Source organism: Streptomyces sp. NPDC006602, from assembly GCF_042870385.1.
Lineage (GTDB): Bacteria > Actinomycetota > Actinomycetes > Streptomycetales > Streptomycetaceae > Streptomyces.
This window is the reverse complement of sequence record NZ_JBIAHG010000059.1, coordinates 1-25374: the sequence shown is the minus strand read 5'-3', so window position 1 is coordinate 25374 and position 25374 is coordinate 1. Positions and strand designations below refer to the sequence as shown.

Annotated in this window: 29 protein-coding genes and 4 pseudogenes; 20 read left to right on the top strand and 13 right to left on the bottom strand. The window is 68.9% G+C overall.

Features of this window, described 5'->3' with window-relative positions; genetic code table 11:
- Positions 1 to 516: 516 nt before the first annotated feature.
- Positions 517 to 681, bottom strand: a pseudogene (locus ACFYO2_RS47510) (hypothetical protein); the annotation flags it as partial.
- A 243-nt stretch (positions 682 to 924) separates the two neighbouring features.
- On the opposite strand from ACFYO2_RS47510, the gene argS reads away from it, so the two are divergent.
- Positions 925 to 2586, top strand: coding sequence for an arginine--tRNA ligase (gene argS, locus ACFYO2_RS47505; protein ID WP_388363192.1), 1662 nt, complete (start codon positions 925 to 927; stop codon positions 2584 to 2586).
- 60 nt (positions 2587 to 2646) lie between these two features.
- On the opposite strand, the gene ACFYO2_RS47500 is transcribed toward argS, so the two are convergent.
- Entirely contained in the window at positions 2647 to 2886 is a 240-nt protein-coding gene (locus ACFYO2_RS47500) for a hypothetical protein (protein ID WP_388363189.1), read from the bottom strand.
- Positions 2886 to 3380: a MerR family transcriptional regulator gene (locus ACFYO2_RS47495; protein WP_388363186.1), complete on the bottom strand. Its 495-nt coding sequence runs from the start codon at positions 3378 to 3380 to the stop codon at positions 2886 to 2888. The genes ACFYO2_RS47500 and ACFYO2_RS47495 overlap by 1 nt, the downstream gene beginning before the upstream one ends.
- Positions 3381 to 3500: 120 nt before the next feature.
- On the opposite strand from ACFYO2_RS47495, the gene ACFYO2_RS47490 reads away from it, so the two are divergent.
- Positions 3501 to 4217: an SDR family oxidoreductase gene (locus ACFYO2_RS47490; protein ID WP_388363183.1), complete on the top strand. Its 717-nt coding sequence runs from the start codon at positions 3501 to 3503 to the stop codon at positions 4215 to 4217.
- Between the two features lie 346 nt (positions 4218 to 4563).
- On the opposite strand, the gene ACFYO2_RS47485 is transcribed toward ACFYO2_RS47490, so the two are convergent.
- From ACFYO2_RS47485 to ACFYO2_RS47470, 4 genes are all read right to left on the bottom strand, one after another.
- Positions 4564 to 5205 (bottom strand): TetR/AcrR family transcriptional regulator, encoded by a 642-nt coding sequence (locus ACFYO2_RS47485; protein ID WP_388363181.1) that lies wholly within the window; start codon positions 5203 to 5205, stop codon positions 4564 to 4566.
- A gap of 85 nt (positions 5206 to 5290) precedes the next feature.
- The gene (locus ACFYO2_RS47480) at positions 5291 to 5623 is read right to left on the bottom strand and encodes a nuclear transport factor 2 family protein (RefSeq protein WP_388363179.1); all 333 of its coding nucleotides are present in this window, start codon (positions 5621 to 5623) and stop codon (positions 5291 to 5293) included.
- 76 nt (positions 5624 to 5699) lie between these two features.
- Positions 5700 to 6599 (bottom strand): SDR family oxidoreductase, encoded by a 900-nt coding sequence (locus ACFYO2_RS47475; protein WP_388363176.1) that lies wholly within the window; start codon positions 6597 to 6599, stop codon positions 5700 to 5702.
- A gap of 61 nt (positions 6600 to 6660) precedes the next feature.
- The gene (locus tag ACFYO2_RS47470; protein ID WP_388363173.1) at positions 6661 to 7401 is read right to left on the bottom strand and encodes an SDR family oxidoreductase; all 741 of its coding nucleotides are present in this window, start codon (positions 7399 to 7401) and stop codon (positions 6661 to 6663) included.
- A 465-nt stretch (positions 7402 to 7866) separates the two neighbouring features.
- Here ACFYO2_RS47470 and ACFYO2_RS47465 point away from each other — a divergent pair, with 465 nt between their 5' ends.
- From ACFYO2_RS47465 to ACFYO2_RS47440, 6 genes are all read left to right on the top strand, one after another.
- On the top strand, positions 7867 to 8088 hold the full coding sequence (locus ACFYO2_RS47465) for an acyl carrier protein (RefSeq protein ID WP_388363170.1): 222 nt from the start codon (positions 7867 to 7869) through the stop codon (positions 8086 to 8088).
- A 20-nt stretch (positions 8089 to 8108) separates the two neighbouring features.
- Positions 8109 to 8945 carry an HpcH/HpaI aldolase/citrate lyase family protein gene (locus tag ACFYO2_RS47460; protein ID WP_388363195.1) on the top strand — a complete coding sequence of 279 codons (837 nt, stop codon included), beginning with the start codon at positions 8109 to 8111 and terminating at the stop codon, positions 8943 to 8945.
- A 282-nt stretch (positions 8946 to 9227) separates the two neighbouring features.
- Positions 9228 to 9500 carry a hypothetical protein gene (locus ACFYO2_RS47455; RefSeq protein WP_388363167.1) on the top strand — a complete coding sequence of 91 codons (273 nt, stop codon included), beginning with the start codon at positions 9228 to 9230 and terminating at the stop codon, positions 9498 to 9500.
- 9 nt (positions 9501 to 9509) lie between these two features.
- Positions 9510 to 10682: an enhanced intracellular survival protein Eis gene (gene eis / locus ACFYO2_RS47450; protein ID WP_388363165.1), complete on the top strand. Its 1173-nt coding sequence runs from the start codon at positions 9510 to 9512 to the stop codon at positions 10680 to 10682.
- Positions 10683 to 10780: 98 nt separating this feature from the next.
- Positions 10781 to 11524, top strand: coding sequence for an NUDIX hydrolase (locus tag ACFYO2_RS47445; protein ID WP_388363162.1), 744 nt, complete (start codon positions 10781 to 10783; stop codon positions 11522 to 11524).
- A 37-nt stretch (positions 11525 to 11561) separates the two neighbouring features.
- Positions 11562 to 11726 carry a hypothetical protein gene (locus ACFYO2_RS47440; RefSeq protein WP_388363159.1) on the top strand — a complete coding sequence of 55 codons (165 nt, stop codon included), beginning with the start codon at positions 11562 to 11564 and terminating at the stop codon, positions 11724 to 11726.
- A gap of 22 nt (positions 11727 to 11748) precedes the next feature.
- Here the strand turns inward: ACFYO2_RS47440 and ACFYO2_RS47435 are convergent.
- A pseudogene (locus tag ACFYO2_RS47435) lies at positions 11749 to 12329 on the bottom strand (transposase); the annotation flags it as partial.
- Positions 12330 to 12459: 130 nt separating this feature from the next.
- Between ACFYO2_RS47435 and ACFYO2_RS47430 the strand changes: the two are divergent.
- Positions 12460 to 13086 carry a maleylpyruvate isomerase N-terminal domain-containing protein gene (locus tag ACFYO2_RS47430; RefSeq protein ID WP_388363156.1) on the top strand — a complete coding sequence of 209 codons (627 nt, stop codon included), beginning with the start codon at positions 12460 to 12462 and terminating at the stop codon, positions 13084 to 13086.
- Here ACFYO2_RS47430 and ACFYO2_RS47425 read toward each other — a convergent pair.
- A pseudogene (locus tag ACFYO2_RS47425) lies at positions 13083 to 13280 on the bottom strand (IS256 family transposase); the annotation flags it as partial. The gene ACFYO2_RS47430 and the pseudogene ACFYO2_RS47425 sit on opposite strands and share 4 nt — an antisense overlap.
- Before the next feature lie 74 nt (positions 13281 to 13354).
- Between ACFYO2_RS47425 and ACFYO2_RS47420 the strand changes: the two are divergent.
- From ACFYO2_RS47420 to ACFYO2_RS47400, 5 genes are all read left to right on the top strand, one after another.
- The gene (locus ACFYO2_RS47420; protein ID WP_388363154.1) at positions 13355 to 13921 is read left to right on the top strand and encodes a hypothetical protein; all 567 of its coding nucleotides are present in this window, start codon (positions 13355 to 13357) and stop codon (positions 13919 to 13921) included.
- Positions 13915 to 14259 carry a YciI family protein gene (locus tag ACFYO2_RS47415; protein WP_388363152.1) on the top strand — a complete coding sequence of 115 codons (345 nt, stop codon included), beginning with the start codon at positions 13915 to 13917 and terminating at the stop codon, positions 14257 to 14259. Before ACFYO2_RS47420 ends, ACFYO2_RS47415 begins: the two co-directional genes overlap by 7 nt.
- Positions 14256 to 15503 (top strand): RNA polymerase sigma factor, encoded by a 1248-nt coding sequence (locus tag ACFYO2_RS47410; protein ID WP_388363149.1) that lies wholly within the window; start codon positions 14256 to 14258, stop codon positions 15501 to 15503. Before ACFYO2_RS47415 ends, ACFYO2_RS47410 begins: the two co-directional genes overlap by 4 nt.
- A gap of 81 nt (positions 15504 to 15584) precedes the next feature.
- Positions 15585 to 16163, top strand: coding sequence for a dihydrofolate reductase family protein (locus ACFYO2_RS47405; RefSeq protein WP_388363146.1), 579 nt, complete (start codon positions 15585 to 15587; stop codon positions 16161 to 16163).
- A gap of 127 nt (positions 16164 to 16290) precedes the next feature.
- Positions 16291 to 16566 carry a nitroreductase family deazaflavin-dependent oxidoreductase gene (locus ACFYO2_RS47400; RefSeq protein ID WP_388363143.1) on the top strand — a complete coding sequence of 92 codons (276 nt, stop codon included), beginning with the start codon at positions 16291 to 16293 and terminating at the stop codon, positions 16564 to 16566.
- Positions 16567 to 16781: 215 nt separating this feature from the next.
- Here ACFYO2_RS47400 and ACFYO2_RS47395 read toward each other — a convergent pair whose 3' ends face one another.
- The 3 genes from ACFYO2_RS47395 to ACFYO2_RS47385 form a co-directional block, all read right to left on the bottom strand.
- A complete protein-coding gene (locus tag ACFYO2_RS47395) occupies positions 16782 to 17024 on the bottom strand; it encodes a dihydrofolate reductase family protein (RefSeq protein WP_388363140.1) in 243 nt (80 codons plus the stop codon).
- Positions 17024 to 17404 carry a dihydrofolate reductase family protein gene (locus ACFYO2_RS47390; protein WP_388363137.1) on the bottom strand — a complete coding sequence of 127 codons (381 nt, stop codon included), beginning with the start codon at positions 17402 to 17404 and terminating at the stop codon, positions 17024 to 17026. The genes ACFYO2_RS47395 and ACFYO2_RS47390 overlap by 1 nt, the downstream gene beginning before the upstream one ends.
- A gap of 221 nt (positions 17405 to 17625) precedes the next feature.
- Positions 17626 to 18231 (bottom strand): hypothetical protein, encoded by a 606-nt coding sequence (locus tag ACFYO2_RS47385; protein WP_388363135.1) that lies wholly within the window; start codon positions 18229 to 18231, stop codon positions 17626 to 17628.
- Between the two features lie 230 nt (positions 18232 to 18461).
- Between ACFYO2_RS47385 and ACFYO2_RS47380 the strand changes: the two genes are divergently transcribed.
- Both ACFYO2_RS47380 and ACFYO2_RS47375 read left to right on the top strand, forming a co-directional pair.
- Entirely contained in the window at positions 18462 to 18938 is a 477-nt protein-coding gene (locus tag ACFYO2_RS47380) for an ATP-binding protein (RefSeq protein ID WP_388363132.1), read from the top strand.
- A 306-nt stretch (positions 18939 to 19244) separates the two neighbouring features.
- Positions 19245 to 20219, top strand: a complete 975-nt coding sequence (locus tag ACFYO2_RS47375) for an L-threonylcarbamoyladenylate synthase (RefSeq protein WP_388363129.1) — start codon at positions 19245 to 19247, stop codon at positions 20217 to 20219.
- A gap of 1226 nt (positions 20220 to 21445) precedes the next feature.
- Here ACFYO2_RS47375 and ACFYO2_RS47370 read toward each other — a convergent pair.
- Entirely contained in the window at positions 21446 to 21616 is a 171-nt protein-coding gene (locus tag ACFYO2_RS47370; RefSeq protein WP_388363197.1) for a hypothetical protein, read from the bottom strand.
- Here ACFYO2_RS47370 and ACFYO2_RS47365 point away from each other — a divergent pair.
- The 4 genes and pseudogenes from ACFYO2_RS47365 to ACFYO2_RS47350 form a co-directional block, all read left to right on the top strand.
- A pseudogene (locus ACFYO2_RS47365) lies at positions 21566 to 21832 on the top strand (CoA-transferase); the annotation flags it as partial. The gene ACFYO2_RS47370 and the pseudogene ACFYO2_RS47365 overlap by 51 nt on opposite strands.
- 285 nt (positions 21833 to 22117) lie before the next feature.
- Positions 22118 to 22663: a hypothetical protein gene (locus tag ACFYO2_RS47360; RefSeq protein ID WP_388363126.1), complete on the top strand. Its 546-nt coding sequence runs from the start codon at positions 22118 to 22120 to the stop codon at positions 22661 to 22663.
- 759 nt (positions 22664 to 23422) lie between these two features.
- Positions 23423 to 23827, top strand: coding sequence for a hypothetical protein (locus ACFYO2_RS47355; RefSeq protein WP_388363124.1), 405 nt, complete (start codon positions 23423 to 23425; stop codon positions 23825 to 23827).
- An 811-nt stretch (positions 23828 to 24638) separates the two neighbouring features.
- Entirely contained in the window at positions 24639 to 25181 is a 543-nt protein-coding gene (locus ACFYO2_RS47350) for a hypothetical protein (protein WP_388363121.1), read from the top strand.
- The last annotated feature ends 193 nt before the right edge of the window (positions 25182 to 25374 follow it).

The following is a 25374-nucleotide window of genomic DNA, read 5'->3' as shown; positions in this document are numbered from 1 at the left end:
CAACTTAGCCCGAGCACGGTTCACTTCATGTGCATCCACACCTCCAACGTGCCCCCAAACAGGACCGACAGACAGACGTAACGGAGCCCTACTAGTGCTGTAACCGCATAGGTTCACCGGGCTGTTGACCCAGTAGGGCCTACGGGGAGGGGAGGAAGGCAGCGACGTCGGCGATGTCGGCGGGATTGCCAAGGCACTGCAGGGCGCCAAGAGCTCCGTCTACCGCTGGTTCACCGACCGTCGACGTGCGCGTCGGACGAGCATGACTACGGTCGCCATGCCCAGGACGACGCATCCGAGTGCCCCAGCCACCCCGGCTTCGAACAGCGGTCCGGAGATCGGCACGACGAGGGTCCGCAGACCGAGTCCGCGGGCGCTTCGGCACGGACGCAGTGCGCCCGCCGCCCTCGTGTCGCCGACTCGCTTAGCCGTCGGTCGGGTTGGGTGTCTTCCTGCAGGGGTTCCAGAACGGCAAGTTCGGCACTGGGTCCTCAACGCGCTGAACTTGACAGGGAACCTCAGTGCGTGCCGGGCCCGGTAGGTCTCGGGCATGCCGGTGACCGCGGTCCTCTCCCGCCCGAAACGCTGAATGATCGCGTCATACACCTCCAGGCGCCGCTCGGACTCCACGTCGAGGTCGATGTCCGGCAGCGACGTGCGGCGCTCGCTCAGGAACCGCTCTTTACCGACCTCGGATCTGTACGTTTCGTGGGTGACCGTGGCTGGTACGTCGCGTATGCGTCCGGGACGTACCGAGACGGCGAACGGGCGCGCCTGTCATGGTGGAGCGCCTCCGCCACCGCCGACCCGTCGCTGCCTTGAGCAGTCCGGGCGAGCGCGATGAGCGACGTGGTTTGAGAGGGCTGGAGCTCCGCCCGAATAATCGGTGTCACCTGCGGCGTCCGCCCGGGTAGCGTCGCCGCCGTGACTCCAGCAGATCTCGCGGCCGTCATCTCCGACGGCGTACACACAGCCATCCAGTCCGGATGCATCTCAGCAGAGGTGCCCAAGGAGATCCGCGTGGAGCGCCCCCGCCACCGCAGCCACGGCGACTACTCGACCAACGTTGCCATGCAACTCGCCAAGTCCGCGGGTGTGTCCGCCCGCGCCGTCGCCGAAGTGCTGGCCCCACTGGTGAGCGCGGCCGTTGGAGTAGCGAAGGCCGAGGTCGCGGGCCCCGGATTCCTCAACATCACGCTGGATAGCGCGGCGATCGGCGCCCTCGCGCGCGACATCGTACTGGCCGGTGACGCCTATGGCCGCACGGATCGGCTCGGGGGCCTTCGGCTCAATTTGGAGTTCGTCTCGGCGAACCCCACCGGGCCGGTGCACATCGGAGGGGCCCGGTGGGCGGTCGTGGGCGATGTGCTCGCCCGGCTGCTCGAGGCAGCGGGCGCAAACGTGTCGCGGGAGTACTACTTCAACGATGCCGGCGTGCAGATCGACCGCTTCGCACGCTCGCTACTCGCCGCGGCGCAGGGCTCGCCGGTGCCCGAGGACGGCTACAGCGGGGCGTACATCGAGGAGATTGCCGCAGCGGTACTGCGTCGGCAGCCCGCGGCTCTGGAACTGCCGCAGTCCGAGGCCCTCGCCGCCTTCCGGACGGAGGGTACGGCGCTGATGTTCGACGAGATCAAGACGTCGCTCGCTGCGTTCGGTACTTGCTTCGACGTCTACTTCAACGAGAAGGACCTGCACGACCAGGGGGACCTGGACGCTGCTGTCGCCCGCCTGCGGGAGGGCGGTCACGTCTTCGAGGACGAGGGCGCGGTCTGGCTGCGCACCACAGACTTCGGTGACGACAAGGACCGCGTCCTGGTGAAGAGCGACGGGTCCTGGACGTACTTCACCGCGGACTGCGCGTACTACCTCAACAAGCGGTCCCGGGGCTTCGAGCGGGTCGTCATCATGCTTGGCGCCGACCACGCGGGCTACGTGGGCCGGATGCGGGCCATGGCGGCCTGCTTCGGTGACGACCCTGACACGCACCTGGAGATCCTGATCGGCCAGCTGGTCAATCTGGTCAAGGACGGGGAGCCGGTCCGGATGAGCAAGCGGGCGGGCACGGTCCTCACCCTCGACGACCTGGTCGAGGCGGTCGGCGTGGACGCCGCGCGGTACGCGCTCGCGCGGGCCAGCGTGGACGCGATGATCGACCTCGACCTCGACCTGCTCACCCGGCAGTCGAACGAGAACCCCGTCTACTACGTCCAGTACGCGCACACTCGGCCGTGCGCCGTGCAGCGCAGGGCGGAGGAAGCCGGGATCGAGAAGGGCACAGCGCATGATTTCGATCCCTCCCTGCTCACTCACGAGCGGGAGGCCGACCTGCTGGGCATGCTGGCCGAGTTCCCGCAGGTCGTGGCCACAGCCGCCACGCTGCGTGAGCAGCACCGGGTCGCGCACTACCTGGAGCAGCTGGCCGGCGCGTACCACCGCTTCTACGACGCCTGCCGGGTCCTGCCGCGGGCCGGCGAGGACCCGGACGACCGCACCCGGGCCCGGCTGTGGCTGACGGACGCCAGCAGGCTGGTGCTACGCAACGGGCTGCAGTTGCTCGGAGTCTCGGCACCGGAACGAATGTGAGCGCGCAACCGCTGACCACCTAATAGCGCGCTCAGTCTCCTCCTGCGGGTGCGCCGCACGCTACGGCTGGCCGGTTGTGTCGGAGGCGGCGGCTGCAGTTTCCAGGAGCTGGGCTTCCAGGTCTGCGATTCGCCTGTCGGCGAAGCGGAGGTTGCTGCGGGAGCCTTCGAGGCGTTCTTGCAGGAGCCGGTGCTCGCGGGTGAGTTGCTGCACTCGGTGCTTGAGGCTGGTGTTCTCGCTCACCAGAGCCTGGACGGACTCGCTGGGCACCGTTTGGTCGAGATCCCGCAGGCGGCCCATCAGCTCGCCGATCCGCTGGCGCTAGGTGAAGATCTCCTTCTGGGCGCGGGTGAGTTCGGCTGGACGTCCGGTCCGCCCGCCCGGGGCCCCGGGCGGGCGGACCGTGCTGCCCGAGTCACCGCATGGTCGAGCGAGGTGGGGCACGACTCATTGTCCGGGTGTGTGGCGAGACTGATCAGCATATCGAGTCGGCGGCCCGCGTCCTGCAACTCGGCGACCTTCGCTTTGATACGGGAGTGCTCGTCGAGCAAGCGTTGCAGCAGCTCGGGGTCGACGTGGCGGGCGTCGATGGCGGGCAGGAGGGCCGCGATCAGGCGGCTGCCGAGACCAGCTGTGTAGAGCTGCTGGATGATCCCCACACGGTCCACGGCCGACTGTGTGTAGACGCGCTGACCGCTGGTCGTGCGCTGGGGCTGCAGCAGGCCCTGTTCCTCGTAGTAGCGCAGGGCGCGCGTGCTGACCCCGGCCTTGTTGGCCAGTTCGCCGATACGCATCGTGACTCCTCCTGCCCGCATGTCGCCCGTCACGACTTGCCCTTGACGTCAACGTCAAGTTTTAGCGTAGGCGGTGCGGGGCGGAAACGAATCTCCCTCCGCCCACCGAAAGGAATGATCATGGACATTGCCGGTTCCACCGCACTCGTGACCGGAGCCAACCGCGGGATCGGTCGGCGCTTCGTCGACGAGCTGCTGGCCCGGGGAGCCGAGAAGGTCTATGCCACTGCTCGCCGCCCGGAGCTGATCGATACGTCCGACTCGCGGGTCACGCCGCTGTACCTGGACTTGCTGGACGAGAAATCGATCGCGGCTGCAGCCGCGGCAGCGCGGGACGTTGCGGTACTGGTCAACAACGCCGGCATCGCCACAGGGGCGCAGCTCCTGACCGATGACTTGGACAAGATCCGGCAGGATCTGGAAACCCACCTCTTCGGTACGCTCCGGGTCATTCGTGCTTTCGTTCCACACCTCGCTTCCAACGGCGGGGGAGCGATCGTGAACATTCTGTCCGTGCTGTCGTGGGTGGCCACACCCCAAGGGTCGGGGTCCTACTCCGTGGCCAAGGCCGCGGAATGGAACATGACCAACGGCGTGCGCGTTGAACTCGCCGATCAGAAGATCCTCGTCCAGGGCGTGCATCTGGGGGCCGCGGATACCGACATGATGGCGGGACGCGATGCCCCCAAGATCGACCCGGCCGATGTCGCACGAGCCAGCCTCGACGGCGTGCAGGTCGGGGCCATCGAGGTGCTGGTCGACGACCCCAGCCGCTTCGTCAAGGCCGCCCTCTCCGGCGACGCTGCGCAGCTTTACAGCGTGCCGTCCGGGAACTGACCCGTCCCGGTGCGCCCAGATCGCGGCGCCGGTTCTCGTCCAGCACTGAGCGGGGCTCGGTGCCGGCATGCGGCCACTTCGGAGCAACTGGCGCCGCCTGGAGCGCCCGACCCGCGCGTCGGGCCACGGTCATGCCCACCGACGAGAAGCAAACGAGCCGCAGGCCGCCCTGGAGGCTTGCCGCCCGAGCGCGAGCCGCGCCCGCCGGCGACCGTTCTCAGAAACCGGCATCGACTTCACGTCGGCACCCTGGACACGGGCATCGGTCACGGCAAGCGACACGCTGCCCAGGGTCTCGGTCCGGCGATCCGTCGTCGTACTCATCAGGTGACGCCTTCGGGGAAGATCACCCCTGGTTCATGACACTCCCCTTCGGGCGGATTCCGTCCAGAAGGTTGTTGACGAGTGCGGTGATGAAGTCGTCGGTGACGGGTTCGTCGGGGATGAGCAGTCGGTGGTAGACGGCGCCCCAGAGCTGGTCGACGAGGACTTGCACGTCGATGTCGGTGCGGATCTGGCCGAGTTCCTGAGCCTGGTGGAGGCGTTCTGCCGCCAGGCCGCGCCGGTGCGATGAGTACAGCTTCCGGTAGGCGGTGGCCAGTTCCTGGTCGGTCTGTGACTCGCCGATCAGCTCGGTCAGTACGCGCCCGCCCGGGGTCTGGGTCATGACGTGGGCGAAGGCGCGAAGTTGGGTGAGCAGGTCGGCGTGGATGTCTGCGGTGTCGGGGAAGGCGAGCGTGTCCTGGACTGCGTGGACGTAGCCGTCCAGGGCGAGCACTCCTTTGGAGGGCCACCATTTGTAGAGGGTGGTCTTGCTGACGCCCGATGCCCTGGCGATGCGTTCGAAGGTGAGGTCGGCGATGCCTTCGGTGAGCAGCAGGTCCCCGACGGTGTGCAGGACGTCTGCTCGGACCTCGTCCGCGGGCCGACGGCCCCGTCCGCGGCCGTTGCCTTCCTTGGCGGCGGGGCCGTTCGCGTTGTTCTCCACGTGTGCTCCTGCTCGGTTGCCGGGGTCGTGTCAGTTTCCAGGTGGGCGCTGCCCGTGGTCGAGGCGGCGCGCGTCGCGGCCGGTGTCACGGGGTGATCCGCAGGCTCGCGATCAGCCCGTCGCGCAGATGGAAGGTCATGGGGCCGGTGCCGTTGTGGCCGTTGCCGGTCACGGTCAGGGTCGCGACATAGGTGTCGGGGGAGGGGCCGGCCTCGATCGCGTCCAGCTCGAAGTGTGCCTGGACGCCGATGTTGTCGGTGCGGTCCCAGGCGCGCACGCCGTCGCGGCCGTGGTACGCGCGGCCCCAGTCGTCGAGGTCGGCGTCGTGGGTGAACGCGGCGGCGAATGCCTCGGCGTCGCCTTGGTTGGTCGCCTCGATGAACGTCTGGATGGCGGCCGGGATGTGGATGCTGGTCATGGTGATGGCCTCGGTGGTGAGGGGAGCCGGGGCGGGAGGGCTGACGTCCCTTCCCCTCCGTCCCGGGCCCGGGGTGTCAGAGCTGGACGGTGAGCAGGTCGGCGAGGTCGATGCGGGTGAGGAATTCACGGCGGATGCGGTCGGCGGTCTCGGAGACCTCCTCGGATCCGTCGTCGGCGGGGTCGATGTGAACGCGGTAGGGGCGCTGTCCGGCGGGCAGGGCGATGATGCGGGCGATCTCGTCGGAGACCAGCGACGCGGTCGCGTTCTCGGGGGAGAGGGCGGCGAGCTTGGTCGCGACCTGGTCCATCAGGCCGGCGTATCTGGTCTCGTAGTCGGCCTCGACGGTGGTGTCGTCGGGGTGGCCGGAGTGGGCGAAGTGGTTGGTGCCGCTGGTGAACGAGCCGGGCACGACGATCGAGGTTTCCACGCCCCAGCGGGCGAGTTCGCCGGCGTAGGACACCGCGAGGGAGTCCATGGCGGCCTTGGCGGCGAAGTAGGGGGCGAGGTAGGGCGGGGTGCCGCCCTTGACGCTGGTGCTGGACACCCAGAGCACCAGTCCTTGTCCGCGCCTGCGCATGCCCGGCAGTGCGGCGCGGTTGACGCGCTGGGTGGACAGCACGTTCACGTTGTAGAGCTCGGCGAGCTGGTCGGGGGTGAACGCCTCGGCGGGACCGGTCACCATGTGGCCGGCGTTGTGGATCAGCACGTCGATGTGGCCGTGCTCGGCCTCGATCCGTGCGATGGCGGCCTCGACCGAGTCCTGGGAGTTCACGTCGAGCTCGATGGGGCGCAGGTCGACCTTGTGCTCGCCTGCGTAGTCGGCGGCGGCCTTAACCTGGGGCGCGTTGCGGCTGGTGGTCTGGCGCATGCCTGCGTAGACCGTGTGGCCGGCGTCGGCCAGCGCGCGGGCGGTGAGGGCACCGAAACCGCTGGAGGCGCCGGTGATGACGACGACGTTGCCGGTGGTGGACATGAGCGTGGTTCCTTTCAGCAGTGATGGCCGGGGGCGGGTCTTCTGCGGGTGCGAGAGGGGGTCAGGCGAGGCCGCCGTTGGCGTAGAGGACCTGTCCGTTGACCCAGCGCGCGGGGCCGGCCAGGAACGAGACGACCTCGGCGATGTCCTCGGGCCGGCCCAGCCGCTCGAGCGGGGTCGCCTGGGCGAACTTCGCGATGGTGGCGTCGTCCTTGCCGTTCAGGAACAGCGGCGTGGCGGTGGGGCCGGGCGCGACGGCGTTGACGGTGATGTCCCGGCCGCGCAGCTCCCGGGCCAGGGTGAGGGTCAGGGCCTCGACCGCGGCCTTGCTGGCGACGTAGGCGCCGTAGGCCGGCAGCTGGGTGCGGACCACCGAGGTCGAGAAGTTGACGATGGCGCCACCCGGGCGGACCTTGCGCGCCGCCTGCTGGGACACCACGAAGGTGCCGCGGATGTTCGTGCGGTGCATCCGGTCCAGGTCGGCGAGGTCGAACGTCGCGATCGGCGCCAGGATCATGATGCCGGCGGTGTTCACGACCACGTCGACGCCGCCGTAGGCCGACTCGACCGCGTCGAACGCCGCGCTCATCGCGGACTCGTCGGCGACATCGCCTCCCACCGCGAGGGCCCTGCCGCCGGCCGCGGTGATCGCGGCCACGGTGTCCTCGGCCCTCGTCTTGTTTCCCGCGTACTGCACGGCGACCGCGAAACCGTCCTGGGCAAGCCGCTCGGCCGCGACGCGGCCGATGCCGCCCGAGCCGCCGGTGACCAGTGCGACACGATCGGTGGTGGGGGTGCTCATGGTGTTCTCCTCTCGAACCAACAAATGAACTCTACGTACATATAACCGTGTAATGAACGCGGCGTCCATATCTGTGGGCCAGATTTTTCCGGACGAGCGAGACCGAACACCTCTTCGCCGCGCCCGAGGGCCGGATGGCGCCCTGTCCGCCCAGCCTCGCCGTACACCGCGGCGGTCGAGCGATACCTCACCGACTTGCTGATCAGCCCGCCCGGGACCCTCCCCCTCCCTCGTCCCCCCTCTCTCGCGTAAGCCGGAGGGCCCGCCGCGCGGCTCCTGCGGCGAGTGCGGCTGCCGGATCTTCCTGACCGGCCCGACGCTCGAGGACGGCTTGTGCAAGCCGTGCCGGACCGAGCTCACCGAGCTGGGTGGTCCGGAGTGCGCCGCCCCCGCCGTGACGCAGCCGGAACGGACGGGCGGCTGGTCGCAGCGCCTGGCGCAGTTCGCCGGGCAGCTGCTGTGCGGGTGTGCCGTTGTGCGCGGCCGCTTGCGCCCAGCGACGACCTGCGCCCGGACGCCAGCCTCAACGACGCCGGCCTCGACTCGCTCGCGCTCGCCGAACTCGCCGAGGTGCTGCCTGAGCGGCTCGGCGTACACCTCGGGGACGGCGTCCTGAACAAGGCCGCCACCGTCGGAGCCCTGAACACGCTGGTCGAGCAGCAGCTCGCCGCGCAGGAGCAGCAGTGAACCGGCCCGCACCATAGCCACTGAGGGCCTGGCTGATCGCCCCCGCGCTGAACGCCGACCGGTTCGAGAAGGCCAGGTCGTACGGTGCCGACGTCGCCCTGGCGGACCTGGAGGACTCCGTCGCCCCCGCCGACAAGGCGACCGCCCGGGCGACCGCCGCCCGCTTCCTGCACCCGGCGGCGGACGGCGGGCCGACGCTGGGACTGCGCGTGAACACGCCCCTCACCGCCGACGGCATCCGGGACCTCGCAGCCATCACCGGCTACACCCACCAGCCGGGCATCGTCCTGGTCCCGAAGGTGGAATCCGCCCGCGACATCGAGGTCGTCGCCGGAGCCCTGGACACCGACCAGCACGCCCCCGTCATCTACGCACTGATCGAAACACCGCGCGCCATCGACCGGCTGCCCGCGATCGTGACCGCCGACCGGCTCGGCGGCCTCCTGTTCGGGGCGGCCGACTACGCCGCCCTCACCGGCTGCGCCCGCACCTGGGAGGCCCTGCTGTACGCGCGGTCCGCCGTGGCCAACAACGCCGGCACCGCCGGCATCCCGGCGATCGACAGCCCCTACTTCGACGTCCAGGGCCTTGAGGGCCTCCGCCGGGAGGCCGAACGCGCCCGGGCCCTCGGCTTCCAGCTCAAGGGCGCCGTTCACCCCCGGCAGATCCCCGTCATCACACAGGCGTTCACCCCGTCCGAAGACGAGGTCGCCGCAGCCCAGGCCGTCGTCGCCGCCGGCCACCAAGCCTCGGCGGCCGTGACCACCGTCGGCGGCCAGATGGTCGGCCCGCCCCTGGTCGCCGCCGCCCAGGCCGTCGTCCACCAGGCCGCCGCGTCACCCGCCTCCCGCAGCTGAAGGAACCACCCGTGAACAGCAGCACCGCCACCACGACCCCGCAGGGCTACCGGGAGGTCGGCAAGGGCCGCTTCCGGGAGAACGTCGGAGCCGGGCTCACCGACTTCGTCGCCGGCCAGATCTTCGAGCACCGGCCCGGACGGACAGTCACCGAGACCGACCACGTCCTGAACCTCGCCCTGACCGGCAACGTGGCACCGATCCACTCCGACATCGAGTTCTGCGAGCACCTCGGCAGGGACCGGGTGCTGGTCTGCGGCATGGTCACCCCTCGGGATAGTCATGGGCGCCAGTGTCCGCAGCATCAGCGGTCTGACCACCGCCAACCTGGCGCTCGACGAACTGCGCCTGGAACACCCCGTGTTCGTCGGCGACACCCTCTACGCCCAGACGGAAATCACCGAGGCCCGGCAGTCCCGGAGCCGCCCCGAGTACGACGTCGTCACCTGCAAGATCAGCGGCTTCAACCAGGACCGCCAACGCGTCATCGTCTTCCAGCGGACCTTCTTCGTCCCCGCCGACGCCCCCGCCGTCCGCGACACCACCAACTACTAGGAGCAACTCATGGGTGAGGCCATCACCGTCGTCCCCGCGGACGAGGACCTCCTGACCGAGTACGACGCCCTCGCCACCCGGGCCTTCGGGCGCCGCATCGACGATGTCACCCAGCTGGCTGGGCACGCCGACATCCGCGTCGCCCTCCACGGCGGCCGGGTCATCGCCGGCGGGCTGGGCATGCTCATCGCACAGCACTTCGGCGGCCGCCCGGTCCCCAGCGCCTGCCTCGGCTCAGGATGCGTCGCCCCCGAATACCGCGGCGACCGCCTGACCGTCCGCATGCTCAACGACCGCATCCGCCCCCTCCAGGAGCAAGGCGCAGTCCTCGCCACCCTGTGGACGTCCTCCAACGGCTACGCCCGCCGCATGAGCTGGGAGGCACCTACTCCGGTGTTCTCCTGGTCCGTGCACGCCGACGCCCTCAAACGCGACTTCGCCCCCGGCGACCTCGACATCAAGCACGGCCTCACGCCGGACAGCGAGGAACTCCAGCGGCGCCTCGCCCCGCGCTGGAACGGCACCCTCTTGCGACCCCCCTGGTGGACCGCGCACAAGCAGCGCCAGCACGACCTGACCTTCTACCGGTTCAACCGCCCCGGCCAGCCCACGGCCGGCTACCTGTCCCTGGCCACCCGCCAACACGACAGGCACGGCGCACACCTGGACGTCCACGACTTCTGGGCCGCCGACGACACCGTCGCCTCCGCAATGCTCGCCTTCCTCGGCCGCCACAGCAGCCGGATCCCCACCATCACCTTCCAACGCTCCAGCCTCCCGCCCCACCCGCTGCTCCTCCACAGCCTCCACCGCTACGGCAACGCCACCGCCGAGTCCTGGCACCCCTGGATACTGCGCATCCTCGACCTGCCCGAAGCCGTACGGCTCCGCGGCTGGCCCGCCGACCTCGACACCACCCTCCCCATCGGCGTCGAACAGGGCAACGGCACCACCGACCGCTACCTCCTGCAGATCGCGCACGGCGCGGCCGAACTCCGCCCCACCACCACCGAGCCCCGGGTGACGGTCGACCGCCGCCAGGCCACCCTCTGGTACGCCGGCGGCTACCGCAGCACTGCCGCCGCCTTCATGGCGGGAGTCCGCGCCACCGACGAACAGAGCCTGGCCACCCACATCCGAAGCACCACGGAACACGAACTCTGGTGTGCCGAGCACTTCTGACCCACCACCCGGTCAGGAAGCGCCACGCCAGGTTCGACTTGTCTAACGAAACTGACAACCCCGTGTGAACAGGGTGTCCTGTGTGACAGCCTGCGGCGGTGACCCAACCCTCAACGCACCCACCCGTTGACGTCATCGAGGCCACCGAGCTCCGCCTCGTCGAAGAACCACCGCCGCAGCTGTCCGCCGAACACCGAGCGGCACGAGACCGCGTCTGGGACGAACTGGCCAGCAACAACCCCGCCCTCTTCGACGGTCCCGTCGTCGCCTGCACCAGCCTCACCCAGCCCAACCCGCACGAACTCCTCCTCGGCTGGGCTCGCGTGACCTACCGCAACTTCGCCCTGCGCCGGGTGCCCGGCGCCACCGCCCTGCCGTCCCTGTTCGTCGACGTCCTCCAGCCCACCGCCGACGGAGCCCTGCTGGTCGCCCAGATGTCGACCGCCACCGCCCACCCCGGCCGCTGGCACCTGCCCGGCGGATCGGTTGAGCACCCCGACACCGGCCAGCCCCTGGACACCGCGTCACTGCGCCACAACGCAGCCCGCGAACTTATCGAAGAACTCGGCGTCGACACCGCCCCCGACGACCTGACGCTGTGGGCCGTCACCCGCGGCAACTACGGCAACATCGGCATTCACTTCGCCGCCCCGCCCCAGCCCGCGATGGTCCTCAACGAGCGGTTCGGCGCGGTCGTCTCCGACACCACCGTCGTCGGCCAGGCCCCCGAACTCGAACAGATCACGTTCGTCCACAGCCCGGCCGACCTCACGGCCCTCACCGGCCCGCATGCCGACTACCTCGAACTCCTCGTCGACCGGTACGCACGGATACTCCTGTAACCGCACGGGAGCAGACTCAACTAGAGGAAGGACGTTGATGGAGACTGCAGACCAACGCGTGGAAGGCACGGACACAGCCGCGACAGTGCTCGCCGTCCAACTGGCCGTCCTCGGAGTAGTGCTCTTCACCGCGCTGTACGCGCCCCACGAGAACAGCGAACGGGCATTCCGGCTGCTGGACTGGATGAAGGGCAGCTCCTAAGAGGTCGTTTTCTCCCAACGTTTCATCCTGCAATGCGGATTTGATCCCGGAGTGTCGGGTCGCGCCATGAGATGGTGGCTTGGCCTGTGAGGCGGCGGGCCATGAGGTCGGTCATCGCCAGGTGGATCATGGCTTCGGAGCGAGCGGGCAGGGTTTCGTAGTCGCGGGCCAGACCGCGGTGGAGCATGAGCCAGCCATAGGTCCGCTCGACCGCCCACCGTTTCGGAATCGGGGTGAATCCCCTGGCCCCGGGGGTGCGGGCGTGACCTCCAGGTCGATGCCGAGGGTGGCGGCATGTTCGACGAAGTGCTTGCGGTAGCCACCGTCGACCCAGACCTTGCGGATCGTGGGGTGGGCGGCAGCGACCTGGTCAAGCAGCTGGGTGCCGGCCACGGAGTCCTGGACGCTGGCAGCGGTGACCAGCACCGCGAGCAGGAGACCGATCGTGTCGGTCACGATGCTCCGCTTCCGGCCGACGATCTTCTTGCCCGCGTCCGTGCCCTGGCTCGAGGGGGGGACGCAGGTGGAGGTCTTGACGCTCTGTGCGTCGATCACGCAGGCCGACGGGCTCGCGTTCCGGCCCTCCTTCTGCCGGAGTAATTGTCAAGAGTTGTGGATCGTGTGACTCGTGATCAGGGCCTGTCGGCGGATCATGCGCTTAGTCAGACGGTGCCACCGTGGTGATCTCGGATAGCGGATGGCAACGCAGCAGGCTGGCCGCTAGCCTCCCGGTGTGATCGCCGCATTTCTCGACACAGCCGAGGTCGCGTCCCGGCTGCTGCGTTCGCCGGTGCTGGCCGAACGTTGGGAGCAGCCGAGCGCGCTGGCTCAGTTCCGGGTCAGCGGTCTAGCCGGGCATCTTGCCCGAGCGGTCTTCAACGTCGAGCGTTGGCTGGCCGAGCTGCCGCAGGCGGGCGGGACGCCCATCGATGCTGTCGCGTACTTCCTGTCTGGCACCGGCCCGGCGCCGCATCTGGAGGATGCGGTGTCGCGTCGAATCCGCGAGGTGGGCGAGCAGGAGGCGGCAGGTGGGCCTGCCGTCCTGGTCGAGGAGTTTGACGCCGCTCGCGCCCGGCTCGTAGCGCAGTTGCCGACCATGCCGCTCGACCGGCCTGTCGGCGTGTTCGCCCACGTACTGCCGCTCGATCAGTGTCTGCTCACCCGGCTCGTGGAACTCGTTGTCCACCTCGACGACCTAGCCGTCAGCCTGGAGGTACCCACGCCGTCGGTGCCCGCCGAGGCCACCGACGCGGTCATCGCCTGCCTCACCCGCATCGCCGTGGCTCGTCACGGTGTCCTTCCGGTGATACGCACCCTGGCCCGCCGCGAACGCTCCACCGAACCGATCGCGGCTTTTTAGGCGGCTGCGTCCTCCGCTCGCTCGACGAGGACGCCGTTCTCAAACCGGGCGCCGGCGCGGACCAGGGGCACCAGGTGGGCTCCGGTGATCGCCCGCCAGCGGGCCTGGGCGGACTCGACGAGCTTGAACACCATCGCAAGCGCAGCGGCGGGGCTGCCGGCGCCGCGGGTGACCCGGGTCCGGAACCGTATCGATCGAATCCTGCCGCTGCCGACGCCCGTTCCGGGCCAGCGGGAGAATGCGTGAGGGCGAGGGACTGCTCAAGTCCGTGCGCCGGCTGATCGAGACGCACGATCAGCCGGCCCGGATATCGCCGGAGATCCGCCGCCTCCTGCTGCGCCTGGCGAGCGCACGCCAGGGCTGCGGCATCGCCAACACCCGGGCCCTGCTCAAGGAATGCGACGACCTGCTGGGTCGCCGGACCCCCGCGCCGGCGGCATTGAAGCAGGCCCGTGACTCAGCCGAGCAGCGGTTGTTGGAACGCAGCAACGAGGTCGTCACTCAAGGCCCCAAGGGCGGAATCGTTGTCCTGACCGGCCATGCGGCGAAGCAGGAACGGGAGAAGCGTGAGCGCAAGGCGCAGCAGGCCGCGTTCCAGCAGCAGGAATACCTGGTGGAGCTTGTACTGGCGCTGGAGCAGGAGCGGGTCGCCCTGTACGAGATCGCGCAGGGCGGCTCGCCGAACATCAACGCCCGGTCCATGGGCGAGGCGATCAAGGTCGTCCCCGCATACCGGCCACACTCCGGGAAGACGAGCCGGCGACCACTTGCCCAGGATCAGTACCTTTGGGAAGCTCGCCGGGTGACGCAAGGAGGAAGGCGGCCGGTGTGGTGAAGTACATGCTGGTGATCTGCGACGACGAGTCCGATCCGCAGGGTCCGCGGGAGATCACGAGCCGCCCCGACCACGTCGCCTGGATCGACTACATGCAGAGCAGCGGGGTGAAGCTGCTGGGCGGTGAGCGCCTGCGGCCGAGCGGCGATGCCACGAGCGTACGGGCCAGGGACGGGGAAGTGCTGATCAGCGACGGGCCGTACGTGGAGGCCAAGGAGCAGATCGGCGGCTTCGCGCTGATCGAGTGCGCCGATCTGGACCAGGCGATCGAGGCCGCCGCCCGGCACCCGTTCGCCGCACACGGCGTGATCGAGATCAGGCCGGTCTGGGCAGGGTGACCGGGCCGGTCGACGCGGCGCTCACCGCGGCGTTCCACCGGGACTGGGGGCAGATCGTCGCGACACTGATCGGGTTCACCGGCGACTGGGATCTCGCCGAGGAGTGCGCGCAGGACGCCTTCGCGCTGGCGCTGGAGCGGTGGCCGCGCGACGGCGTCCCGGACCGGCCGGGCGGCTGGCTCACCACTACGGCGCGCAACCGCGCCATCGACCGGCTGCGCCGGGACGCCGTCGGCGCGGCGAAGCTGCGGGAGATGGCTGCGACCTCGCGCGGCGCAGCACCCGACACCGAGGACGCCGAGGTCAGCGGAGTCTCCGACGACCGGCTGCGGCTGATCTTCACGTGCTGTCATCCGGCGCTGGCTTTGGAGGCCAGGGTCGCGCTGACGCTGCGGACCTTGGCGGGTCTGAACACGTCCGAGATCGCCCGGGCGTTCATGGTGCCGGAACCGACGATGGCCCAACGCCTGGTCCGGGCCAAACGCAAGATCCGCAACGCGGGCATCCCCTACCGGGTCCCGCCGGCCCACCTGCTCGAGGAACGTACGAGCGGGGTCCTCGGTGTGCTCTACCTGCTGTTCAACGAGGGGTACGCCGCGACCAGCGGCGCCGATCTGGTGCGGCAGGCGCTGACCGCCGAGGCGGTACGGCTGGCGCGGCTGCTCGTCCGGCTCCTGCCGCATGACGGCGAGGTCGCCGGGCTTTTGGCTCTGATGCTGCTGCACGACGCCCGGCGGGCCGCCCGCCTCGACGAGGCGGGCGACTTGGTCACCCTGGAGGAGCAGGACCGTACCCTCTGGGACACCGGTGAAATCGCAGAAGGGGTCGAGCTGCTCAAGACGGCGCTGCGACGCGGGCGGCCGGGGCCGTATCAGCTCCAGGCGGCCATCGTCGCCTGTCATGCCACGGCCGCGGACGCCGCCGACACGGATTGGGAGCAGGTCGCCGAGCTGTACGAGTACCTGGTCGAGCTGCTGCCCTCGCCGGTGGTACGGCTCAACCGGGCCATCGCCATCGCCATGACCCGCGGCCCGGCGGCCGGTCTCGAGCTCGTCAACGAGCTGCAGGCATCGGGGGCGCTGACCGGCTATCACCTGTTGCCGGCCACGGGGGCCGATCTGCTCCGCCGCCTGGACCGTACCGACGAGGCCGTGGCGGCCTACCGGCAGGCGCTGGACCTGGCGACCACCGACAGCGAGCGGCGTTTCCTCTCCCGCCGGCTGGCCGAGCTCGGGGCGAGCTGAAGTCTCTCCGGTGGGCTGTCGATTTCTCCGGCGCCCGTTCGTCGGTGGGGCGACCTACCAACGAACGCCAGGAGGCGTGACATGCGCAAGCTCATCGCAGCGATGAAGCTCTCCGTCGACGGCAAGACGGAAGGCCCGGAAGGCCACGCGGACTGGGTGGCGGCCTGGTCCGACGACTACGACCTGACCGCCCAGGTGGACGCGTGCCTGCTCGGCGCGGGGATGTACGGAGGCTACGAGTCGTACTGGACTGCGATCCAGAACGAGCCCGAGGGGGTTCACTGGATCACCGGCCAACCGCCCACGCCGGGTGAGCTGGAGTGGGCACGCTTCGCCGCGCGGACCCCGCACTACGTGCTGTCGAGCACCATGGAGTCGGCGCAGTGGCCGAACACCTCGTTCCTGCGCGGCCTCGACGAGGTCGCCGCGCTCAAGGAACAGCCCGGCAAGGACATCTACCTGATGGGCGGCGCGCAGATCACCGCCGGCCTGATCGACGCCGCGCTGGTGGACGAACTCCGCCTCATCGTCTACCCGCTCATCGCCGGAGAGGGGAAGACCCTCTTCTCGGGGACGCGGCAGCGGCACGGACTGGAACTCCTGAAAGTCGAGCAGTTGCCGGACGGCCTGGTGAGCCTCGTCTACGGTTCGACCAGGTGAACGATCTCAACGCCACGGTCGTCGAGGAGTTCCGGGCGAACGCGGGACGCGTCGGCGGCTCGCTGTCGGGCACACCGATGCTCCTCCTGCACTACATCGGGGTCCGGTCGGGGATCGAGCGGGTCACGTGGCCTGCTCACCCCGGCCGGACGGCGGCGTCGCCATCATCGCCTCGAACGGGGGCTCGCCCACTCATCCGACCTGGTACCACAACCTCAAGGCCCATCCCCGGGCCACCGTCGAGACGGACACCGAGACCTTCGTCGCGGAGGCCGCCGAACTCGACGACGCCGCCCGCGCCGACCTGTGGCCCGAGCTGGTCGCGGAAGCGCCCACGGCTGGCACGTACGAAGCCAGGACCGCGCGCCGGATTCCGGTGTTCTTTCTGAACCGGGTGCCATGAGACGTCCCCCACTCGGCGGGGGACGGCCCGATCGTGGCCTGGGTCAGGGCGGCCATGCCGCCGTCGATGGTGACGGAAGAACACCCCTGGCCACCGCCCACGTGCGGCGACAGGCGTGTGCCCAGGTCCGGAGGGGCGGAGCGGAACGCCGCCGGCTGACCTGCTCCCGGCCCCGATCCGCCGCGGGCGTTGGATGCCCTCAGTTCTGTCGGCCGTCAGCCATCAAGGCCATGGTGCAGCGCCGCCCCGTCCGGCATGTTCCGGGCGTGAGGGACCTGGAAACGCAGATGCGTGACGAGCGGCGAGGCGAGGATTCTGGTCCGCTCCAGCTCGAGGTGCTCCGTTCCCAGATGCTCGAACAGCCGGCGTCCGTCGCCCATGAGCACCGGTGCGAGCTGGAGGTTGATCTCATCGAGGAATCCCGCGCTGAGCGCCTGCTGAGCGATGTCCGCCCCCATCAGTGTGACGTTCTTCCCGTTCGCCACCGCTTCCGCCTGCTGAACGCGCTTTTCAGGCCGCTGGTGATGAAGGTGAAGGTCCCGCTCTTCATGGCGCGCTGGCTTCGAGCGTTGTGCGTGAGCACGAAGCACGGCACCGGGAAGGGAGTGTCCTGCCAGACTTCGACACCCACGTCGAATGTCCTTCTGCCCAGTACGACGGCACCTGTCGAGGCCGAAATCTCCTGTGTCACTGTGGCGTCGACGTCGCTGGTCGGTGTGTTCAGAATCCAGTCATGCAGGCGCAGACCACCTCGGCCCATGGGGTGTTCGATGCTGACGTCCGGACCTGCCATGAAGCCGTCGAGTGACATGGTGACGTGCAAAACCACCTTGCTCATATGACGAGTACCTTTTCGCGCTGTTGTGGTCGGGCGTTCAAGAGTCAGACCGTGCGGCGACGCCAAACTCATCCGCCTGCCAGGCGGGTCTTCGCTTCGGGGGGTCCGGCAGATCATCGGGAATGGGTGCAGCGAGCGAGTATGTGACATGAGCAGTCCCTGCACAGCCACCCGCCTCCCGCCGCCGATGGCCTGGAAGCACCGCCCGCTGCCCTAGCCCCTCACCCCAGGGGCCGCTGCACGGCCGGGGACACTCGCTCACGCGCGTACCGCGTGTGGGTCAGGAACGCCTCGATCACCCTCGCCGCGGGCCGGTGCGGCGCCACCGCCATCAGTACCGCGTCATATCCGTTCGGCAGCGGCGGTGCCACCAGGGCGACTTCATCCCCGGACCGCAGACGCAGCACCAGTCCCCGCAGCCGGTCCTCATCCCCGGGTACGGTGCGCAAGCGCGCGTGCAACTGGTCCTGCGACGGGGAGTACAGCCGTACGTGGGCCAGCCGCACCCCGCGTTTGTACTCCTCCCAGCGGCCGAACCCGAGGCTGCGGAACGGCGGCTCCTGCCACGGCCGCAGCGCGTCCAGACGCTCCAGCAGACGCCGCAGGAAGTCCCGGATCGACGGCTCGGCATGCGGCTGCCAGGACAGGTCTTCCTCCCAGGCAACCGCGGCGAGGGCCGCCTCGATCCCCGCGTACTGCTCCTCGACGGTGAGGTCGTAGATGGGCCGCTCCAGGATCATGCGAGCGATGCGCTCGACTTCCTCGTCGCTCAGCTCCCGGCTGAACTGAAGGCAGTAAAGGATCGCTACGACCACCCCGAGATGCATGCGCACAGTATGACGGCGCGACTGTTGCCCGGCCTGTTTTCGGCCGGGCTCGCCGCCTGGCGCGGGCGGCAAAGGAGAAGGCCGGGCCCCACCCTTCGCGAGCGCGGGGAGCAAGAAGTACATCCCCGGATCCTGTAAGCGGACTTTGCGTTGCCCGGTTTGGTGTGCGTGGAGTCGGCATCTGCGGGTATCCGGCATTCCAAGCACGAGTGCCGGATGCGAGGCGCAGGATGGGCCAGGTGACCGAGGGCGAGGAATGGGCACCACCGCTGGTCAGCAGGCCGATATCGGAGTCCGCCGCGTTCGAGGGCAACGAGGAGATCGCCGAGGCGCGTGATCTCGCCCGGATCTTCCTGGAGGACCTGCAGGCCGACCATGGAGTGCCGGTGTCCGACCCGGCGATGGGCATGGTGCAGCTGGTGGTCAGCGAGCTGGTGACCAACGCCCGTAAGTTCGCCCCCGGCCCGATACTGCTGACCCTCGAGCTGCGCGAGGGCGCCGTTGAGGTGAGCGTGTGGGACACCGAGCCAAGGATGCCCGTGGTGCATGCGCCGGATCCCAGCCGGGTGGGCCAGCACGGCCTGGAGCTGGTCATGGCGATCTGCCCGCACTTCGAGGTGCACCGCGAGCCGGTCGGCAAGCGTGTGATGGCGGCGGTAATGGTGGCCGCCGACGCCGTCGGAGACATGGCCGTCCGCCCGGGCTGACGAAAGTGATCAGGATGGTGACGCGGCCGGTTGACGCTCCGGTGACCCGATCGGCCCGATGAGCGTTGAGCTGGGCAGGACGCGTGCACCGGCGTCCGAGGTCCCCGGCTTGCTTCCCGCTGTTGTGCCGGGGCCATGGCAGACGTCCCTTGGCCTTCACCGGCCCGGTAACAGGCCAAGGGACGTCGCCAGGCGGCTTGTCAGTACCCGTTCCAGCCGGTGAATCGGCTGCCGGGACAGCCCATTAAGGTCGGCGATCGGTGAGCGGCACAACATTGTCGGCGCGGTGGGAGGATGGCGCGAGTGATGGCAACAACCAGTGACATCGAGAAGGCGGCCGAGGTGCTGCGCGCCGGCGGCCTGGTGGCCCTCCCGACCGAAACCGTCTACGGTCTGGGCGCCAACGCCGAAGATCCTGCCGCCGTTGCGCGCATCTTCCAGGCCAAGGGGCGCCCGCCCTCCCACCCGCTGATCGTCCACATCGGCGGCGCTGAGCACCTGGACGACTGGGTCCAGAACGTGCCCGCAACCGCGCGCCTGCTGGCCGACCACTTCTGGCCGGGGCCACTCACGCTGGTCCTGGGGCGCGGTCGCCGGGTGCCTCTCGAAGCGACTGGTGGACTGGAGACGGTGGCCGTGCGCGTACCCGACCACCCCGTCGCTCTCGCGCTGCTCAAGGCTTTCGACGGCGGTGTCACCGCCCCGTCCGCCAACCGCTTCGGCTCGGTCAGCCCCACCACCGCTGACCATGTCCGTGCGGAGCTCGGTGAGGCCGTCGACTTCGTCCTGGACGGCGGGCCCTGTGAGGTCGGCGTCGAGTCGACCATCGTCGACGCCACGGGCGAGATCCCGAGCATCCTGCGGCCCGGTGGGGTGCCCCGCGAGGACCTCGAAGCGGTGCTGGGGTTCCCGATCGCGGTCCCTTCGACGAGCCGTGTCCGGGTGCCGGGCCAGCATCCGTCGCACTACGCGCCGCGGGCGCGGGTCGTCCTCGTCGAGGCGGAGAAGGTCGTTGCCGAAGCGGCGCTCGCGCAGGAGCTGGGGCACCGTGTCGGCGTCCTTCTTCCGCCCGCTCTCGCCGACGCTCCGGTGAAGGCGCACGCCGTGGTGGCGGTCCCCGGTTCGACGGCTGCGTATGCGCGGGGGCTGTACGGGTTCCTGCGCGAGCTCGACGAGCGGGGCTGTGACCTCATCGTCGCGTCCCTGCCGGGGGAGGAGGGGCTGGGACTGGCGATCGCCAACCGGCTCCGCCGCGCCGCAGGGCCCCGGCCCACGATGTGAACACCATCCACGTTGGGTGCGGCTCGTCTGGAGGGAAAGACAGAGCTGGAAGAACGCTGATCGGGGCGTGGACAGGGCGGTGTCCTGCTGCCATGGCGGTGGAGGGGGCCGATGGGGTCGCTGATCGTGGAGGTGCAGCTCGGGCCTCTTCCTGGGGCAACGGCGCGCCCCCAGCCTCCCGCGCATCTGGCCGAGGGAGTCGGCTACTGGCATTCTGAGTCGGTACCGGGTGCGACCCAGCACGACCAAGGGGGGCGGGTCACGTGGTGCTTTGGCAGGCGTGTCTTTGGGGGTTAGTGGGCGCTGGTTCTGTGGAGGCTTGGGACCTGCACACAGCGATTCGTCAGGCGAAGGGGTTCCCTTGGAAGGGAAAGGAACCTCTCACTTTGGCCGAGTACCTCGTTTCGGTGGTGATCCGTATGGGTTTGGGTGCTGGCTTGGGGGCTGCATTCGCGCAGACAGGGCAGGTATCGGGAGCGGTCGGCTTCGTCGCCATCGGTGTTGCTGCGCCAAAGGTGCTCGAACAGCTTGCTCTTCAGGGGATGCCTCATCCCACGGAGAGGACGCCAGCGTCTCAAGACCCAATCGCTCCCGCCCCAGTTCCGAACAACGCCGCCCTAGCATCACCCAGTGCAGTCCCCACTATCCTGCCGGAAGGAGGCTCCGCAGATGCCCGGTGATCGCAATTTCGCTGCGAACGTGTGGGGGAACATCACACGGACTGGCGGTGTGTTCAGCCAAAACACTGTCGTAGGTACCGGAGAGGAACGCGAGGAACTATCTCGGCGCCTAGACGAGCTCAAACAGCTTCTGGTGATATACGAAGCGTCGCTGAGCGACGGTCCCCAGCTGCGCGCGATTGCCGATGAGTTGGGGAACCAGCTATCGCAACCGCAACCAAATCACACTGTAATCCGCAGCCTTCTCGCGGCGTTGACTGCTGGGGCGGGAGGCGTCGGTGCCGTTCTTGTATCCGTAAACGACCTCGCGCAGGTGATTTCAAGATGGTTCGATTGATGGCCTCTGACGTCGGTTCTCGCGGACGGCGTGGGGCATAACTGATCTTCGTCCGCGCGAGAAATGGAGGCCCGGGCGGTCGCGGTCTGAGACGAGAGACGACCGTTGCGTGCACGGGCTGTCGACTCCCGCTGTTCCAGCTCTTCGAGCACACCAGCCTTACGCCGCCGCCGACTTCAGTCCGAGGGCGGCGGTACGACCTGGTGCACTCACCAGTCGTCGGGCGCGCTGTCCACCCACGCGATCGGCTGCCCCTCGCTGTTGTGGCCCCAGTGCGGTTCCTCCAGCAAGGTCTCGTGGCCGTCGTCCAGGACACGGATCCGTCCCCAGCGGTGGACCTGGTCCACGGAGCCCGTCGCGTCATCGTCCTCATGGATCACACCGCCAAGGACGGCAGCCCGAAGATTCTCAAGGACTGCACGCTCCCGCTCACGGTGTAAGGCTGTGTGCAGCGGGTGATCACCGACCTGGGCGTTCTCGACATCACCGAGGACGGCCTCGCCCTGGTCGAGACCGCTCCAGGCGTCAGCGTGGAGACCATCACGGCACGCACCGACGCGCCCGTACACCACGACGGCACCACGATCGCCCGCTGACTCAAGTGGAACCCAACGTTTCCGACCTGCACGGCACCTACACCAACTCGATCACCCCAACCCGGGCTTGACCGACCCAATCGCCTGATGGCTGCCATGGCCAATCATGTTCCGGCTGTCCGTCGCCATTGACGCACCTCGTGTGTCCGCCACGAACACATCGCTCGGTCCAGCACTACGAGCGGGTCGACGCGCAGGTTCGTCAACAAATTTGGTCCGAGAATCTTCGAACCCGCGCGCTTCTGCATTCGACTTGCTGCGGCTGGCCGGCACTGAGACGACGGCGTGGCCGTACCGTCGGCGCCGTGGGCGCTGTGCCCGTCGACCACCGACCCCGACACCGCGGCCGAGTGGCTGTCGTGGACGGCTGTCGGCATGGAGGGCATCTGCTTCAAGCGACTCGAGGACCCCTACCGGCCGTCGACACGCGGATGGCGCAAGTACAAGGTGCGCGAAACGCAGGAGGCCATCGTCGGCGCGATCACCGGTTCCCTTGCCGCTCCCCGCAGCCTGCTGCTGGGCAGGCTCGACGCCCGCGGGCACCTGCAGTACACCGGCCGCACCACCACGCTGGCCCGCCCTGCCAGCACGCTCTTGTCCGGGCTGCTCGTCCCGGCCGCGGCCGGACATTTGTGGACGGGGTGGACGTTCTCCGCTGGGTGGGGCACCAGAGAGGCCCTTACCGTCACGCTCGTACAGCCCGAGGTGGTGGTGGAGGTCGCCGCCGACGTCGCCCGGGACAGTGCCGGCCGCTTCCGTCACCCGGCCCGGCTGCACCGCATCCGCCCCGACATGACGCCAGCCGACATGCCCTTGTTCACAGCTGACTGACCAGCAGTGGCTGCCTGGGCTTCCTCCATGTCGTGGCCATCGCCGCCGCGCTGCTGACCGTCCGGGGTACGGGCGGGCCTTCGTCAACGCTCCCCCAGGTGCTGCGCAGGAAGAGCGAAGCCGGCGGTTGGGCCCTATCGTCGTAGTGCCTTGCGTTGACAGGACGGCAGGGCCCGGGCGGCCCCGGCACCCCGCGCCCTGGGCCGGCGGCCGCCCCTCCGCCTACGCCCGTTCGAAGTGCATGGGCGCGCTGCATGAGGGTCGTCGACCGATGAACCCTTCCATCAGCTCCCCATGATCTTCAGGATCTGCGTGGCCAGGAGAACGAGTCAGGGATACGAACGGCGGGCGGCCGCCGGGGGGTGACGACACCGATGGCGTCCTCGAAGGCCTGCCAGGTCTGTTCGTGGCTGCCGCTGCCGAGGTGATGAGCAGGGGGGACCCGGGGTGGAGATCATTTCTCAAGATCGTCGACAGAGCCCGGACCTCCCCACCCGGCATAGGGTCGGCGGTGACCGCCCTGTCATGCTGATCGGTCGCCAGGGCGGAATGGTCTCTGGAAGAGTATGCGGAAGAAGAGAAGATACGATGCGAATTCCATGGCGCCGACGGCCGGCCGGGCGGTCTCGGCGACTGCTTGACGCTGCAGGGATCGGGCCCGGATCGACAGATGACGGCAACGACCAGGTCGTCGGTCGAGAGGTTGCCTATCGAGTCGCCCAGCGCAACTCCGGGGCGATCACTGAGGTTCTGGCGATCGTGGAGGATCTGCTCGAGGACGAGGCGAACTACGAGTTCGTCGTCTCACTGCTGGAGAACATGCAGAACCTCATGTCGCACGGTCTCGACCCGTTCTGGTCGCCCGACGAGGTGTGCGCCCTGCTAGGCCCCCGCGGTGCAGCCTGCTGGGGCACCCTGACCGGCTTCTGGACCGAAGTGGCCGATTGGTGCGCCCGTACCGGCCTGCCGTTGGAGCCTGTCGAGCCGCTTCTCACCATCCAGAACGAGCAACTGAAGGTGCTGTTGTGGACAGGGAACCGGACCCTGTCCACTGGGGAGAAGCTCGGGCTCGCACATGCAGTCCGTTACGAGAAGGCCAACGGAGCGTCCATACCCAGCTACAGCCACATCGCGGTGGCACTGCGCAGTACCGGACAACAATGATCTGCTCAGCGTGCTCGACCGGCAGACTTCACAGATCCTCGCCAGAGCCGAATTTCGCGTGCCTTCGCCGCCCGCCGAGCGTGCCTCAGCACACGGACCAGCGGGCGGCGGATTGCGTGAAGGTCGGTCTAGCCGCCGCCAGCGGGCGGCTTTCCCATCAGCCAGGCGTGGGCGGCCTCGATGGAGTCCTTCGAGTGAGCGAACCGGGCGCCGATCTGGGGATGAGATCGTCGTACGACGGCTGTCAGGGACGGCGAGGTCTCGGTGGCCTTCTCCGTCGGCTGACGGTGGTGCTTGAGCTTGGTGCGGGCGTCTGCTCGTTCCGCCGCGGCGACCTCTTTCCAGAACGGGTGGCCGACGATCAGAGTAGCGGCTCGAGTTCCCGTGTCAGCAGCGTGCCGATGCGCAGCTGATCTGCAGGATCCCAGCCCGGGGAATCAGGGCGGGAAGAGGCACGCCAGTGGTTCTCGTGGGTCATCCACGCGGCCAGAGGCTCGACGGACCAGGGCTGCTTCGTGAGGAGGATCTTCAGCTCGCTTCGTACCTCCTCAAGCTCGTCCTGTGCCTTGATGAGGTCTTTTGGGAAGTCGTACGTCGTCTCGTCCTACTGCGCCTCGCCCTAACAGTACTTCCGTTCGAGCAGCAGGCCCGGGACGCTGAGCCCGTGCCGGGACCCGGCTCGCCCTGATCAGTGACGGCGTGCTGCGCCTCCCGCCGTAAGCGAAGGGGCAGGGGTCCCAGCCCACGTACAGCCTTGTCCGGCGCCAGGCGCTCTGGCTTGTACCGCGGCCTCGGGGTCTAATGCGCGGTGATGGACGCGAGCGTGGCGGGTGTGGTGGGCGCGGCGATCGGCGTGCTCGGAGCGGTGGCCGGCGGCTGGGTCTCGGTGGTCGGTCAAGGCCGCCAGCAGCAGCGGCAGTTGCAAGCCGAGCGGGAGTACCGGCGCGAAGCCGCGCGGCGGGAGGCGTACGGCGTGCTCATCGCGAGCACGAAGCTGCTGTCGGCGTCATGGCGGCGGTTTTCCGATCTGGTCTGGGACGAGCAGTCCACGCCGGAGCAGTGGATGGCCTCCTTCGCCGAGGTGCATGAGGCGTGGGTCCAGTTCAGCACCGCGGTCGCAGCCGTAGCTGTGGCCGGCCCAGTGGTCGCTGCGGAGGCGGCTGAGGAACTGCGCGTGGCGATGTACGACTGGGAGAAGGCCGCGATGGACTGGTTCTCGGCGGCCCTGCGGGAGGGACGCGGTCGACTCACCGAGTGCGCCGAGCGCTTCAAGGAGGCGTGGCAGGCAAAACGCGCGCCGGACCGAGCCTTCCAGCAAGCCGCGCGGCGAGCCCTGGGAACAGAAGAGCCATAGAGATCGCCCCACACACGGCGATCGGCCCGCCCCGTGCCGCAGGCTCCGCGTTCGAGGAGACCTTGAAGGGGTTCATGGGCTTTGCCTTGTGTCGGCGGCGGTTGAATCCTGGCTCTTCCAAGATTTCCGTGAAGCCGGTCATGCCTCCGTGCGCCAGTGACGCTCCGTCATGGATGGCGGGATGCTCGATCAG